This is a genomic window from Streptomyces sp. NBC_01214 (assembly GCF_026340975.1).
Classification (GTDB): Bacteria; Actinomycetota; Actinomycetes; order Streptomycetales; family Streptomycetaceae; genus Streptomyces.
In genome coordinates this window covers 1,013,775-1,027,903 of the sequence record NZ_JAPEOS010000001.1, presented here as the reverse complement: position 1 = coordinate 1,027,903, position 14,129 = coordinate 1,013,775, and the positions used below count along the sequence as shown (strand labels likewise).

At 73.9% G+C, this 14,129-nt stretch carries 13 protein-coding genes; 4 read left to right on the top strand and 9 right to left on the bottom strand.

Features of this window, described 5'->3' with window-relative positions:
* Positions 1-12: 12 nt before the first annotated feature.
* The 7 genes from OG594_RS04995 to OG594_RS04965 form a co-directional block, all read right to left on the bottom strand.
* Positions 13-1,284, bottom strand: coding sequence for a glycosyltransferase (locus tag OG594_RS04995; protein WP_266595549.1), 1,272 nt, complete (start codon positions 1,282-1,284; stop codon positions 13-15).
* Positions 1,281-2,057, bottom strand: a complete 777-nt coding sequence (locus tag OG594_RS04990; RefSeq protein WP_266595547.1) for a polysaccharide deacetylase family protein — start codon at positions 2,055-2,057, stop codon at positions 1,281-1,283. The genes OG594_RS04995 and OG594_RS04990 overlap by 4 nt, the downstream gene beginning before the upstream one ends.
* Positions 2,047-3,744, bottom strand: coding sequence for a murein biosynthesis integral membrane protein MurJ (gene murJ, locus OG594_RS04985; RefSeq protein WP_266595545.1), 1,698 nt, complete (start codon positions 3,742-3,744; stop codon positions 2,047-2,049). Before murJ ends, OG594_RS04990 begins: the two co-directional genes overlap by 11 nt.
* A 1,016-nt stretch (positions 3,745-4,760) precedes the next feature.
* A complete protein-coding gene (locus OG594_RS04980) occupies positions 4,761-6,155 on the bottom strand; it encodes an O-antigen ligase (protein ID WP_266595543.1) in 1,395 nt (464 codons plus the stop codon).
* Positions 6,155-7,675 carry an exopolysaccharide biosynthesis polyprenyl glycosylphosphotransferase gene (locus OG594_RS04975; protein WP_266602612.1) on the bottom strand — a complete coding sequence of 507 codons (1,521 nt, stop codon included), beginning with the start codon at positions 7,673-7,675 and terminating at the stop codon, positions 6,155-6,157. Before OG594_RS04975 ends, OG594_RS04980 begins: the two co-directional genes overlap by 1 nt.
* A gap of 2 nt (positions 7,676-7,677) precedes the next feature.
* On the bottom strand, positions 7,678-8,874 hold the full coding sequence (locus OG594_RS04970) for a glycosyltransferase (protein WP_266595541.1): 1,197 nt from the start codon (positions 8,872-8,874) through the stop codon (positions 7,678-7,680).
* A 19-nt stretch (positions 8,875-8,893) separates the two neighbouring features.
* Positions 8,894-9,985 (bottom strand): DUF3344 domain-containing protein, encoded by a 1,092-nt coding sequence (locus OG594_RS04965; RefSeq protein ID WP_266595539.1) that lies wholly within the window; start codon positions 9,983-9,985, stop codon positions 8,894-8,896.
* Positions 9,986-10,352: 367 nt separating this feature from the next.
* Here OG594_RS04965 and OG594_RS04960 point away from each other — a divergent pair, with 367 nt between their 5' ends.
* The 4 genes from OG594_RS04960 (at position 10,353) to OG594_RS04945 (ending at position 13,115) form a co-directional block, all read left to right on the top strand.
* Positions 10,353-10,763 (top strand): rodlin, encoded by a 411-nt coding sequence (locus tag OG594_RS04960; protein ID WP_030011310.1) that lies wholly within the window; start codon positions 10,353-10,355, stop codon positions 10,761-10,763.
* A gap of 253 nt (positions 10,764-11,016) precedes the next feature.
* Entirely contained in the window at positions 11,017-11,250 is a 234-nt protein-coding gene (locus OG594_RS04955) for a chaplin (protein WP_323185169.1), read from the top strand.
* A gap of 121 nt (positions 11,251-11,371) precedes the next feature.
* Positions 11,372-12,574: a chaplin gene (locus OG594_RS04950; protein ID WP_266595534.1), complete on the top strand. Its 1,203-nt coding sequence runs from the start codon at positions 11,372-11,374 to the stop codon at positions 12,572-12,574.
* A gap of 196 nt (positions 12,575-12,770) precedes the next feature.
* Positions 12,771-13,115: a hypothetical protein gene (locus OG594_RS04945; RefSeq protein WP_189735356.1), complete on the top strand. Its 345-nt coding sequence runs from the start codon at positions 12,771-12,773 to the stop codon at positions 13,113-13,115.
* Between the two features lie 84 nt (positions 13,116-13,199).
* On the opposite strand, the gene OG594_RS04940 is transcribed toward OG594_RS04945, so the two are convergent.
* Together OG594_RS04940 and OG594_RS04935 are read right to left on the bottom strand one after the other, a co-directional pair.
* Positions 13,200-13,439: a chaplin gene (locus OG594_RS04940; protein ID WP_266595530.1), complete on the bottom strand. Its 240-nt coding sequence runs from the start codon at positions 13,437-13,439 to the stop codon at positions 13,200-13,202.
* A gap of 153 nt (positions 13,440-13,592) precedes the next feature.
* Positions 13,593-14,057 (bottom strand): hypothetical protein, encoded by a 465-nt coding sequence (locus OG594_RS04935; protein WP_266595528.1) that lies wholly within the window; start codon positions 14,055-14,057, stop codon positions 13,593-13,595.
* Between the last annotated feature and the right edge of the window lie 72 nt (positions 14,058-14,129).

Sequence of the window (14,129 nt, the reverse complement as noted above, 5' to 3'; positions counted from 1 at the left end):
GCAGGGGAGGGATCAGCCGGTGCCGGTCGGCTCCGCCGGTCCGGGCCCGACCGGCTCGCGCCGGGCACCGACGACGGCGGCGCCGCCGACCGCGCCCGGCTCCGGGTCGGCGCCGGCACGGCCCCGGGCCGTCCCGGCGCCGCCCGGCGCGGCCGAGAGGGCGAGGTCGTACACGTCCAGCAGCTGCCGCGCGCTGCGGGCGATGTCGTAGCGGCGGACCACCGCCGGCGGGGGCAGCCTGCGCGCGCCCGCCTCCATGTGGCCCCGCAGCGCCGCGACGAGTTCCTCCGTGCCGGTGCCGATGCGCCGGGCCCCGGGGGCCTGTGCGGCGGGCAGGTCGTCGATGGCCGGGCAGGTCACGTGCAGGACGGGGAGTCCGGCGGCCAGGGCTTCCACGACGGCGAGCCCGAAGGCCTCTTCCCGCGACGGGGAGACGAAGACGTCCATGGCGGCCAGCAGGGCCGGAATGCCCGGGGTGCGGCCGTCCGCGCTGTCGCCCAGCGGATCCCGCTCCCCCAGCAGGTGGATCCGGCTCTGTGCGCCGAGCTCGGCGGCCAGCCGGCGCAGCCGCGCCCGCTCCGGCCCGTCCCCGGCCAGCAGCAGATGCGCCCCCGGTAGCGCGGCCACGGCCCGCACCAGGACGTCGAACCGCTTGCCGGGGACCAGCCGGCCGACCCCGCCGACCACGAAGGCCCGCTCGGGCAGCCCGGTGCGAGCCCGGGTGGCCCGCCGGACGCCCTCGTCGAAGCGGAAGCGGACGGCTTCGATCCCGTTCGGTACGACGTGTACCCGCGCGGCCGGCACCCCCCACCCCTCCAGCCGGGCGGCCACGGTGTCGGAGACGGCCACGGTGGCCGCACCCAGGCGTTCACTGGCCAGGTACAGCGTGCGCACCCCGCTCGAGAGCGGCCTGCCCTCGATCTCGCCGTCGCCGAGGGAGTGTTCGGTGGCCACGGTCGCTCCGGTGCCCGCGAGCCGGGCCGCGAGGCGCCCGTAGACACAGGCCCGGTACAGGTGCGTGTGCACGAGGTCGTACCGGCCGCGCCGGATGAACCGCACCAGCCGGGGCAGCGCCCCCAGGTCCCGGTTGCCCCGCATGCCCAGGTGGACGACCCGGACCCCGTCGGCGCGCAGCCCCTCGGCCACCGGCCCGGGGTTGGTCAGGGTCAGCACGTCGCACTGCATCGGCATGTGGCGCAGCAGCAGCCGCAGTTGCTGTTCGGCGCCGCCGACGCCGAGCCCGGTGATGATGTGCAGTGCCTTGACCGACTCGTGCGTCTTCATCGCTGCACCCCGCGCCGCAGCTCGCGCACCTGGTGGCGGAGCTGCTTGATCCGCAGCCGGGCGCCGCCGTCGGCCTGGCTGACGTGCGTGCGCGGCAGTGCGTGCGGGCCGGCGAGCCGACCGGGGTCGATGGCGCAGGCGTAGCCGTAGCCGGCGGCCCGGGTGGCGGCGACGACCCGGGCGTCGAGGTGCCCGTACGGGTAGCAGAAGCCCTCGGGCAGGGTGCCGGTCAACTCGCGCAACAGGTCGCGGCTGCCCCGCAGTTCCTGCTGGAGCACGTCGTCCGCGGTCGCGGGGAGGTCCTGGTGGAGCAGTCCGTGCGAGCCGATCTCCTGTCCGGCGTCGGCCGCTTCGCGGATGCCCTCGGCGGTGAGCAGGGACTTGCGCGGGCCCAGCGGGTCCCACACGTTGTCCACGCCGAGCCGCCCGGGCAGCACGAAGAGGGTGGAGGTGCAGTCGTAGCGGCTCAGCAGCGGGAGCGCATGCGTCAGGAAGTCGGTGTACCCGTCGTCGAACGTCAGCCCGACCAGCCCGGCTCCGCGGCCGGCCGCGCGGGCCCGCAGCAGTTCGCCGACGGATACTCCGCGCAGGCCGCGGGAGCGCAGCCACAGCAGTTGGGCCTCCAGGGCGAGCGGCGTGACGGTGATGCCGTACGGGTCCTCCGAGGGGTCGGTGAACTCGGCGACCGAGTGGTACATCAGGACCCACGGGGAAGCGGTCCGGCGGGTGGGGACCACCACGGCGGCGGGGGCCGTGTCGGTGTCAGCGGACATTGCGGAACCTCTGCGTGAGCTGGGAGATCTGACCGGGTAGGGCGGTGACTTCGAGGGCGCGTATGGCCATGCCGGTGGCTCCGAACATGGCCGGGACCAGCAGGCAGCCGAGGGCGGCGCTGAGCATCGGGTCGGGGATCTTCGGGCCGGCGATCCAGCCGGTGGCGGCCGCGGCGACGGCGGCGACGCCGAGCCGGCCGATGCTGACGGCGACCCGGCGGACCTGGATGGCGATGATCCGGGAGCCGAGGCCGGTGAGCAGCAGGACGGCGGTGGTGGAGATGCCGGCGGCGTTGGCGGCGGCGATGCCGTACGTGCCCCACCAGCCGACGGCGAAGGCTCCGGCCACGACGTTGACGAGCAGTCCGGCACCCATCGCGAACGCCGGGAACCAGGTGGGCCGGGCGGTCGAGAAGAAGGGCCGGGACAGTGCGCCGACGAGGCAGTGGCCGAGGAGTCCGAGTCCGTAGACCCGCATGACGGAGGCGGTGGCGAGGGTGTCCTCGTGGGTGAAGGCGCCGCGTTCGAAGAGGACCTGGATGATCTGGGGCGCGTAGCCGATGACGAGTGCGGTGCCCATCAGGACGGCCAGCGAGGCCAGCGCGAGGTCCTGCTCCACCCGCCGCCGGGCCTTCTCCCGCTCGCCCCCGGCCATGGCCTGGGCGACGACGGGGAAGGTGACGGTGCAGATCATCAGCGAGAGCACCATCGGCATCTGCGCGACCTTCTGCGCGTAGTTGAGGTGGGAGATCGCCCCGGGCGGGAGCGAGGCGGCCAGGAACCTCTCGACGAGCACCTGCGACTGCCGGAAGACCGCGAAGAAGATCACGGGGGCGATGACCCCGAAGGCGATGAGGGTGGGGCGGTCCCGGTCGCGCTGGCTGCGCGGGGCGGTCTTCTTCGCGCGGGGCGGGCCGAAGCCCACGTTCCGGACGAAGGCGGGCAGCTGTACGAGCACCATCAGGAACCCGCCGACCGCGACGCCCGCGGCGGCGGCCCGGACGCCCCACAGGGTGTGCAGGGCCACCATCGTGCCGATGATGCCGACGTTGTACGAGACGTAGATCGCGGCCGGCGACAGGAAGGACCTGTGGGCGCGCAGCGCGGCGCTGAAGTATCCGGCGATGCCGAAGGAGAGCACGGTCAGTGCGGTGAGCCGGGTGCACTCGACGGCCAGTGCGGGGTCGGGCAGGCCGGGGGCGAGCACGGCGACGACGGCGGGCGCGGCCACGACGAGCACGGAGGCGACGGCGGCCAGGAGCACGACGAGCCGCGGCAGGGTCGCCCCCACCAGGAGCCGTACGGGGTCCTGCGCGCGGGCCTCCCTACGGGTGAGCGCGGACCGGCCGGCGGCCCGCCGGGCCAGGGCGTGGCTGAAGGCGGGCACCATCAGCAGCGCCATGGCGTCCTCGATGAGCAGCGTCGAGGCCATCTCGGGCACGGTCCAGGCGATCAGGAAGGCGTCGCTGTCGTGCCCGGCCCCGAAGAGGTGCGCGATGGTCTGGTCGCGGACCAGCCCGAACACCGCTCCGGCGGCCGTCAGTCCGGCGGTGACGGCGGCGGCCTTGGCCAAGAACCGCCCGAGCGGCTGCCCCCCTCCGGGGGCGACGGACTCGGACGCCTGGCTCCCGCTGGGGGCGACCGACTCGGACGCTTCACCCCTGGCGGAACCGGCAGCCCCGGACACCTGACCCCCGCCCGCGCGGCGAGCACGGCGAACCCGGCCCCTACCGCCAGGAACGGCGCCCACCGCCTGGCCCCCGCCGGGGCCGCTCCCGCTGGGGGTGACCGACTCGGACGCTTCACCCCTGCCGGAACCGGCAGCCCCGGACACCTGACCCCCGCCGGGGCCGCTCCCGCTGGGGGTGACCGACACGGACGCTTCACCCCTGCCGGAGCCGGCCGCCCCGGACACCTGACTCCCACCCGCGCGGCGAGCACGACGCACCCGGCCCCTGCCGCCAGGAACGGCGCCCACCGCCTGGCCCCCGCCGGGGGTGCCGGACCCGGACGCCTGGCCCCCGCCAGAGGCGGCGGCCTCCGGCGCCTGGCTCCCGCCCGGAGCACTGGAGAGCCCGCCCGCCCGGCGGCCCTGGCTCAGCCGCCCCCTCCCGGCGGGGCCGCTGCCGCTGGGCGCGCCAGGAGCAAAGGACTCGCCCGTGACCTGACCCACGCCCGAAATACCGGACCCGGACGCCTGACCCCCGCCCGCGGTGCCGGACTCGGGTGCCTGGGTGGTGCCGGGGGTGGGGGAGAGCACGGCCGCGCGGCGGGCCTGGCTCGTCCTGGCCCCGGAGGTTTCACCGAAGCCGGTCGCGGCCACCCGCACGCTGTGTCGGCCCGAGGCTCCGCCCGGGTATCCGGCGGAGCCGAACACGGCCCTGCGCGTAGCCGGATTGCCACCCGGGAGCCCGCCGGCAACGAGCCCCGGGGCCGCCGGGACCGGCAGGGTCGGCGCCGTCGCCGCGGCGGGCCGCCCGGCCACCGGCCGGCTGCTCCTCGGGTACCCGGGGTCCGCCGGGCCCGGCGCACTGCGCGGGTACCCGGCCGCGCCGGGAGGGCCGGCCGGATCGGTCCCTGCGGCGGACCGCACGGGCAGGGGCACGTTACGGGAGCGCCCGGCGAACCCGGGGTCCGCCGGTACACGGGCGTGGCCCGCCCCGGCCGGGGAGCCGGAGGCGGGCCGCCAAGGCGTGGTGTCCGTCACGGGCGAGCCGCAACCCCGGGGGCCCTACCCCGTGAACCCGCACCGCCGGACGCCTCGGAATCCGCCGCCCCCCGGGAGGGCAGCGCCCACCAGGCCGCCAGGCCGATGATCACTCCGGTCAGCACCGTGGACGGCCCGCCGATGTCCGCGTAGAGGAAGTCGGTCAGCTGCCACACGAACAGCCCGATCGCGATCAGCCCGCAGTCCCGCGCCCCCGCGCCCGCACCCCCGCCGGAGGCGAGCCGGCGCAGCCCCGCGACCAGCAGGGCCGCCCAGCCGCCCACGAGTGCGATCAGCCCGATCAGGCCCTGTTCGCTCAGGATCAGCAGGTACATGTTGTGCGGGGAGAGCAGCGGCTGGCGCAGGTACGCCTGACCGGCGCCGGCGGTGTCGCTGCCGGAGGACAGGCCCAGCGAGGCGTGCCCGTCCCGGTTGGCCGGGAATCCCTTGAGCCCCACTCCCACCGCCGGCCGATCGCGCCACATCGACTCGGCGGCGGCCCACATCGTGTAGCGGTCGGTCACCGACTGGTCGGGGGCGCTGGACACCTGGGTGATGGAGGTCAACCGTTCGGCGACCATCTCCGAGCCGACCCCGAACCCGCCGACCAGGACGACCCCGGCGGCGGCGAGCGCGGCGACCACCTTCAGGGCCCGCCGGATCCCGGCCAGCGCCATCACCAGCACCGCCGCGCCGACGGTGGCGATCCACGCGCCCCGGCTGAAGGACAGCACCAGCGGGATCACCAGCGCCAGCGCGCAGCCGCCCGCGATCCGCCGCAGGCGCCGCGGCAGCCCCGGAGCGAGCCCGGCGGCGGTCGCCACGATCAGCCCGTACGCCACGACGGTGGCCATGCCCATGACGTCACCGGGGCCGAAGGTGCCGACGGCCCGAACGTCCTCGCCCTGGTACGAGGCGCCGGTGTGGGTGGCGTACTGCACGACCCCCACCGCGCCCTGCACCAGCGCCAGGACCACGAAGCACCCGGCGGCCAGCCGGAACTCCGCGGCGCCCTGGACCAGGAGCACCACGGCCGCCGGGACCAGGACGAAGACCTGTAGGTAGCGCACGAAGCCCGGCAGGGCGGCGTACGGATCCCCCGCGGTCATCGTGGCGACCGCCAGGCCCACGGCGGGCGCCCCGAGCACGAGCACACCCAGCGGGGGCAGCGCCCGCACCCGACCGCGCAGCGCCTGCACCGCGCAGACGAGGACCAGCAACAGCGAGGCGGCGTCGGCCGGGCCGACCTTCCCGGAGGCGGCGGCGTCCCCCGCCGGGAGCGGGGCGAGCAGGAACAGCACGGTCGCGGCGAGCGGCAACAGCTGCCCGTGCCGCCGCAACAGACCCGGCACGTCCGGCCGGACCAACCGGCCCGGTACGGCGAGGCTCATCAGCTGCCCCCCAGCCGGAAGCGGAAGAAGGAGGCCGCGGTACGGGCGAGGATCCACAGGTCCTGCCACAGCGACCAGGTGTCGATGTAGTGGTTGTCGAAGCGGGCCCGGTCCTCGATGGAGGTGTCCCCGCGCAGGCCGTTGATCTGGGCGAGGCCGGTGATGCCGACGGGCATCCGGTGCCGGGCCTCGTAGCCCGGGTGGACGGTGGAGAACTTGGCCACGAAGAAGGGCCGCTCGGGTCGGGGACCGACCAGGGCCATGTCACCGCGTACGACGTTCCACAACTGCGGCAGCTCGTCCAGCGAGGACTTGCGCAGGAAGGACCCGACCGGGCTCATCCCGCGGTCGCCCGCCACCGTCCAGCGGGTGGCGGCCTCGTGCGCGTCGGCGCGCAGGGTGCGGAACTTCAGCAGGGTGAAGGGGCGCCCGTACAGACCGACGCGCTCCTGACGGAAGATCACCCCCGGCCCGTCCCAGAGGCGTACGGCCAGCGCGCACGCCCCCATCACGGGTGCGGCGGCGAGCAGCGCGATCAGGGCGAGCACGGTGTCGATGCCCCGCTTGGCCCAGCGTTCGAGCGGCCGGGCCGGGCGCGGCAGCAGCGGCTGCACGGCGTACCCCCAGAGCTGGTCGGTGGGGTGCGGCACCCGCATGCCGGTGACCTTGGCGGTGCCGGCCGGGTCGGCGAGCCACAGCCGGCAGCCGTGGTCGTGGAAGAGCCGGACCAGGGAGGCGGTGCGCTCGTCGGCCTCCGGGGGGCGGGTGAAGACGGCGTGCCCGACGGAGTTCTGGATGACCGCGCGCCGGATGTCCTCGTGGGTGGCGAGCAGCGGCAGGGCGCCGCCGTCCCCCTCGGCGGGCGCGTAGCCCACGACGGGATCTGCGAGTCCGACCGGGCGCAGCCCGAATTCGGGGCGGCCGTGCAGGGCGGCGGCCACCGCGCTCGCGCCGGCGCTGGGTCCGACGACGAGGGCGGAGGCGGGGCGGCGTACGGCCGAGCGGCGCTGGAGCTCGTTGACGAGGCCGCGGCCCGCACACGCCAGTACGACCTGTAGGCAGACGGCGGTGAGAAGTGCGCTCCAGCCCATGGCCCGGGCCGGGTCGGCGGCGGCCGTGACGGCCGCGACCGAGCACCACAGGACGGCGGAGCGTCCGGCCAGCACGGGCAGTTCGAGGAGGGCGGAGGGGGCGAGCCGCGGCCGGTAGAGCCCGGCCTGCGCGTGCAGCGCGGCGAGCAGGAGGGGGGCCGCGGACAGGACGGGCGCCACCGCGGGCAGGGTCGTCGCGGTGAGTGCGGCGGCCAGCACGTCGACGGTGAGCAGCGGAAGCACTCGGCTGCGACGGAGAACGCGCCGGGGGCGTAGGGCGGAGCGGGCCTGGTCGGTCCTGGGCCCGCGCGGGGGGTGAATGGCGGTCGCAGAACGGCGGGTCGCCGCGGGGTGCACGGGCGCGAGGGCGCCTCCGCCGGCGGGCCCCGTGCCGCTCTGCCCGGTGTGGCGGGCGGGTGCGCTGTCCATCGTCATCGGCTGATGCGCTCCTGGTTCAAGGGCCGGGGCCTGCCCAGCAGTTCGTGGTACAGGCCGGTGACCGCGTCCGCGGTCCGCCGCACGTCGAAGTCGGTCCGGGCGTGCTGCCGGGCCTGCTCCCCGAGTTCGGTGAGCAGCCGCGGCTGGACGAGCAGCCGGCCCAGGGCCTCGGCCAGGGCCGACGGGTCCTCCGGCGGCACCAGGCACAGGCGTCCCTGGCCCGGCGGCAGGCTCTCCCTGGCACCGCTGACGTCGGAGACCAGGACCGGGCGGCCACAGGCCATGGCTTCGAGCGGGGCGAGCGCCATGCCTTCCCACCGCGACGGCAGTACAACGAGATCGGCGGCCCGAAGCCACGGTCGGATGTCGGCGGCGGCGCCCGCGAAGTGCACGCTGGTGCCGGACGGCACGGCGGTGCGGCGCAGCCGTTCGGTGTCGGGGCCGTCCCCGACGAGGGCGAGGCGGGCTCCGGGGACGGTGGCGAGCAGCTCCGGCCAGGCCCGCAGCAGGATGTCCTGCCCCTTCTGGGGGCAGATGCGGCCCACGCACACGACGAACGGGCCGTCGCCCGGGAAGCCGGCGGGCAGCGGCAATTCGGCGCGGGCCAGGGCCCTGTCGCGGTCGGGGTCCGGTCCGCCGGGACGGAAGTGGTCCAGGTCCACGCCGTTGCGGATCACCGACCAGCGGGCGGTGATCCCTTCGGTCTCGCCCGCGCGGCGTTCGGCGTCGCTGACGCAGAGCACCCGGTCGGCCCAACGGGCCCCGTACCGCTCCCAGCGCAGCGCGAGCGCGCCGGTGGCGCCGCCGACCGCGTCGAAGGACCAGGCGTGGGGCTGGAAGACGGTGGGCAGGCTCCCGCGCGCGGCGAGCCGGCCGGCCAGGCCGGCCTTGGCGCTGTGGGCGTGCAGGAGGTCGGGCCGCACCCGGCGGAGGACCTGCCGGGCGCCGATGATCTCGGCGGGCAGTGCGGGCCCGGGGGCCCGCCCGGCGCGCCAGGTGAGCACCTCGGCCCCGGCGGCCCGGGCGGCGTCGCCGAGCATGCCGCCGGGCGGACACCCGACGACGGTGCGCAGCCCTTCGGCGGTCTGTGCGCGGACGAGGTCGGTGACGACCCTGGCCACACCGCCGTCGACGGGTTGTACGAGGTGGAGGACGGTCGTGGGCTGTGCCGCCCGAGGTTGACTGGGCACGTGGAGCGGTCTCCTACGTTCAGCGGCGCGCGTCTGTCTGAACGAAGAGCACACCGAGGAAATGACCCTGACTTTCACCCGTGAACCTGAAGCTCAGACTGCGGGCACCACCGGACAGGGCGGGACTCAGGTCGAACACGTCCGCGTCATATCCGAGATTATTCATATGTTCGGGCTGTCGCACGAACGATTGATTATCGAATTCTGTGATCGTGGAATTCATGACATCATTAAAAGGATTTTCACCATTACTGAGGTTCACTCGGCGGCCGCGGTCGGCCGTCACGTTGAGTGAATCTCCGAAGGTGCCCCGGTCCCCGTCGTACCCGACCACCCCGACCCGGCCCGTGGAGCCGGCCGGCGCGTCCAGGCCCTCGACCTCGACGACCGCATCACCGGCACGGGCGGCGATCGACTGGAAGCCGTCCCACAGCGAGATCCGGCGCACCGGCTCCTGCGGGTGCTCGTAGGCGACGACCAGGGTCCAGCCGCCCCAAGCCCCCACCTCGGAGTGCCCCATCGCGATGTTGAGCTGGGCCACCGTCCACAGGCCGGCGCCGCCGTTGCGGACCAGCGGGGTCACGTCGGCGGACGCCTGGTAGGCATCGCTGCCCGCGTCCGTGCGGTGGCCCATCACCGTGTCGGCGAGGACCTCCTTGTACGCGCCGCCGGGCTCGGCGACCAACACCCTGCCGTTGTCCCGCGGCGGCTTCTGCTCGCCCACCCGCAGGTTCCCGCCCCAGTAGAGACGGGCGTACGAGACCTTCGCGCCCTGCGGGACCTTGAGCTCGGCCCGGGTGGAGTTGTAGGTGTCCGGGTCCTCGTCGACCTCGCTGTAGAACATCTCGAAGTCGCTGTTGACCCCCGCCGCGCCCTTCTTGACCGCGGCGCACGGCTCGGCCTGCGGGGACTCCTCCCTGCGACAGCTGATGCCGGAGTTGGAGGCGCGCACCAGCCCGCCGTGCTGCACGGCCTGGTAACGCTGGGTGAACGGAACCCGGGGCAACTCCTTCGGAGCAGGAGCCGCCGCACCCGCCATCTGGGCGTTCACGGAAAGGGTGAGGCAGGACAGCAGACCGAGCGCGCCGAGGATTCTGCGGGAGGAACCCATGACCCTGTCTCCATTTTCGATCAGGGGGTCAAAACAGGAGTGAACTTTGGCAGAAATCGGGCGGGAAATCACGCCGGACTCGCTCGTACGGCCTTTTGGGCGATAGCACGCACCCCCACAACGGGCGGGTCGTTATGGGTTGCACCATTGTTCGAACGAAAGGAAATGGGCCGGGGAACGCCTGCTGCCCCACGGTGCACGCGGCCGCCAGCCGAACCCCCGGGTCGACACCGTCCGCATCGACACCCGACCGTCAACCGCGCCGCCCGAAACGCCTGCATCCGGGTGAAGCCACGCAACCCGAACCGGGGCCGCGGCGTTGATCCGGTTGCTCCACTACCGGGCAATCCTGAAAAAAGGGACAACAATGATCAAGAAGATGATGGCCTCGGCCGCGGTTGCCGCCTCGGTCGTGGGCATCGGCGCCGCCATGGCTCCGCAGGCGATGGCGATCGGCAACGACAACGGCGTCAACACCGTCCAGGGCAACGGCGCCGCGCAGATCTACGGCAACCAGGCCACCTACGGCAACATGAGCCCGCAGATGGCGCTCATCCAGGGCTCCTTCAACAAGCCCTGCATCGCCCTGCCCGCGAAGGCCAACGTGCAGTCCGTGCTGGCCCTGATCAACGTCGGCGTCCAGGACATCCCCGTCCTGTCCAGCCCGCAGAACCAGCAGTGCACCGAGAACTCCACCCAGGCCAAGGGCGACGAGGCCCTGTCGCACATCCTGGACAACATCCCGGTCCTCTCCGGCAACGTCTCGAACGGCAGCTGACCGAGGCCCGCGCCAGCGAGGCCGTCGCACCCACCGGGTCGCGGCGGCCTCGCCGCATATAGGGCCCGGGAGGCCCCCGGCCCCCGGAATTATCGATATGAATCAACCGGCACCAGAAATTCGACCAGCACATCGGGTCGAGCATCGGGGTGGATTACCGACCGGCTGCCAAAAATGCGCGGTTTCTTTTCCTCGAACCGCTCGTTGTTAATTCTGCAGTGGACACGCCCCTGCGGGAAGGAAAGAAATCAAAATGACGTACAAGAAGGCAGTGGTGCTGGCCGCCGGCGCTCTCATGGCAGTGGGTGCAGCCTCCCCCGCCATGGCCAACGCGGACGCCGCGGGCACGGCCGCCGGTTCCCCCGGCGTCCTGGCCGGCAACAACGTGCAGGTGCCGATCAACATCCCGATCAACATCTGCGGCAACACCCTGAACCTCGTGGCGGCGCTGAACCCCGCGTTCGGCAACGTCTGCATCAACCGCTGAGCAAGCGCTCGTGCCCGCAAGGGCAAGCCTCCTCGGTGTGGCCTCGGAGTGCACGGCGGTGCACTCCGGGGCCGCCTCCGATTCCACACCGGCCGTGGTGCCGGTAGACAGGGAAGGACCCATGCGACAGGTACTGAGCCGACAGGTACTGGGCAAGGGGATGCTCACGGCGGCAGCCGCGTCGAGTCTGTTGTCGATCGCGACCGGCGCGGCCTACGCGCACCACGGGGCGAGCGCCGAGGCCTCTCATTCGCCGGGCGTGCTGGCCGGCAACAGCGTCTCGGTACCGATCACCTTCGCACCGAACGTGTGCGGCAACAGCGTGGACGGCGGTGCGGCGCTCAACCCTGCGATGGGGAACACGTGCGTCACCGACACCGGTTCGCACACGGGCGACGGCCACGACTACGGGCGCTACCTCAGCCCCGAGCACGCCCGGGCCTTCGAGCGCTACCTCGACGAGCGCGAGGGCCGACACGCGGTGCCGGAGCAGCGCCACGGGTCACCGCGCCACGCGGGCGGGCAGGAGCAGCCCCGGCAGGAACGGACCCAGCAGGAGCAGCCCCGGCAGGACGGGCCGCGGCACGCGAAGCCGCGCCACGAGGAGCCGCGCCACGAGGGCGGCTACGGCCCCGATGAGCAGCGGGGCGAGGAGGAGTGCGACGACCACCCCGAATCGTCGGCGCCGCCCCCGCCGGCGCACCACGCTCCCCCCGCGCCCGAGCGGCCGCACCCCAAGCCGGAGCCGGTGGAGGAGCCCCCGGCCCCGCTGCCCACCCCGGTCCAGGAGGCGCCCGCGCCCCCGCCCGAGGCTCCGCCGGCACCCCCCGCGCCGCAGCCACCGGCCGAGGAGGCCCCGCACACGCTCCCCGCCCCGGCCCCGGTCGAGGAGGCCCCGCACACGCTGCCGGCACCGGCACCGGTCGAGGAGGCTCCGCACACGCTGCCGGCCCCTGCGCCCGGACCGGCTCCCGCGCTGGAGGAGGGGCCCGCGCCCCGGCCGCCGCACGGCAGCCTGCCCGTGGAGCACCCGGCTCCGGCCCCGGCCCCGGCCCCCGCGCCCGAGGTCGTACCGGCCGCGGACCAGCCGCCGGCCGCCCCCGGTGGTGACGCTCCGGTCGTCCTCCCCCCGGTGACGGCACCGCCGACCCCGGCCCCCGCCCCGGGGCCCGCGCCCGTACAGCCGCCGACCCCCGCTCCGACGCACGCGACCGGGCCCGTGCTGGCCGCGACGGGCGCGGGCCAGCCCGCGGCCGCGGCGGCTCTCGCCAGCGCCCTGATCCTGGGCGGCGCCATTCTGTACCGGCGGTCGCGCGTCTCCTGACCGGTCGTACCGGTATTACCGGTCATCAGAATAAACAGCGGCCGGAGAATCCCCGTCGGATTCTCCGGTCGCTGTCATGCCCCCGCCCCTTAACCGCGTGCGCGTTTCCGCAGCGGGTGGGAATCGTTACCCAGGGCGAAAGTGGCGCCACGGTCGCCGCTGACGCCTCTGTTCACGAAAGAAGAGGATTTCGATAATGAAGCTCACGAAGGTCGCCGCTGTCGTCGTCGGCTCCGTCGCCGCGCTCGGCGCCTCCACCACCGCCTTCGCCGCCGAGACCACGGCCGCGATGCCCCCCATGAGCCTGACCGGCGGGGTGACCGAGACGCTGAACTCCGTCGGGCCCGTCTCCGAGTCGCTGCCGCAGACCGTGGGCAACGGGCTGGCGGAACAGGGAGACACCGTCAACAAGGTCGTGGGTACCGCCCAGAAGGTGAACAAGGTCCGCAACGACGTGCCCGGCACCGTGCTCGGCCTCGCGAACGGCGCCACCCAGGCGTCCCCCATGCTCGGCGGCGTGAAGCTCAACGGCGGCCAGTGAACCGTCCCGGCTGAACACCCGCCGACACGACTGTGGGCGCCACCGGCGAGGCCGGGGCGCCCACAGTCGGTCGTTCGGCCGACGTCAGTTGTTGACGCAGACGTTGCCGAACGCCGGGTTCAGCAGGCCGACGATGTTCACGCTGTTGCCGCAGACGTTGACCGGAACGTGCACCGGCACCTGGGCCAGGTTGCCGGAGAGAACGCCGGGGGAACCCACGGCCGCACCCTCGGCCGACGAGTCGGCGGCGGCGGAGCCGGCGGCACCGGCCGCAGCGAGACCAGCGGTGGCCAGAACCAGGGCGGCCTTCTTGGCAGAGTTCATGGGAAGTGCACCTTCTGTTCGATGTTCTGCCCCGAACCGGGGCTCACACCGAGCGAAACGGTCCAGCTTCCCAGACGACACGGTCACGCGCACGACTAGACCTATTCGGCTCAATCGTCGTAACCATCCGCCGGGTTCGGTCCGCAACCGCTCCTACGGGACGGCAGGAGGGGCCGGGACCTCGGGGACCGTCGGGGTCACGGGAAGCTCGGGGAGCGCCGGCACCTCGGGGATCGCGGGCAGCTCCGGTACCAGCCCGTCGACCGGCGGCACTTCCACCGACGGCAGCTCGGGGACGAGGCCGGACAGCTCGGGAAGCTCCGGGAGCTTGATCTCCGGCAGCTTCGGCAGCTCGATCGGCGGCAGCGACACCCCGACGGAGGCGAGAAGGTCCTGCAGCGTCTTGCTGAGGCCCGCCAGGAGATCGTCGATCGGGCCGGCCTTGGCGCGCTGCTCGATCTTCTCGACCTGGCGCTGGACGGAGGCGACCCGACCGCTCAGGGCCGCGGATCCGTCACCCTCCGCGGCGCCCGCGGGGGCGGCGGCGCCGGACAGTATGACGACGGCGAGGGCCGACGGGACGAGGAGTCGGGCGCGGGACGGCTTCGTGCGGTGCATGGATGTTCCTTACGCGGTGGGGACACGAAAGTGGACTCGACCAGTCCGCTTACTCACCCACCGTGCGAACGC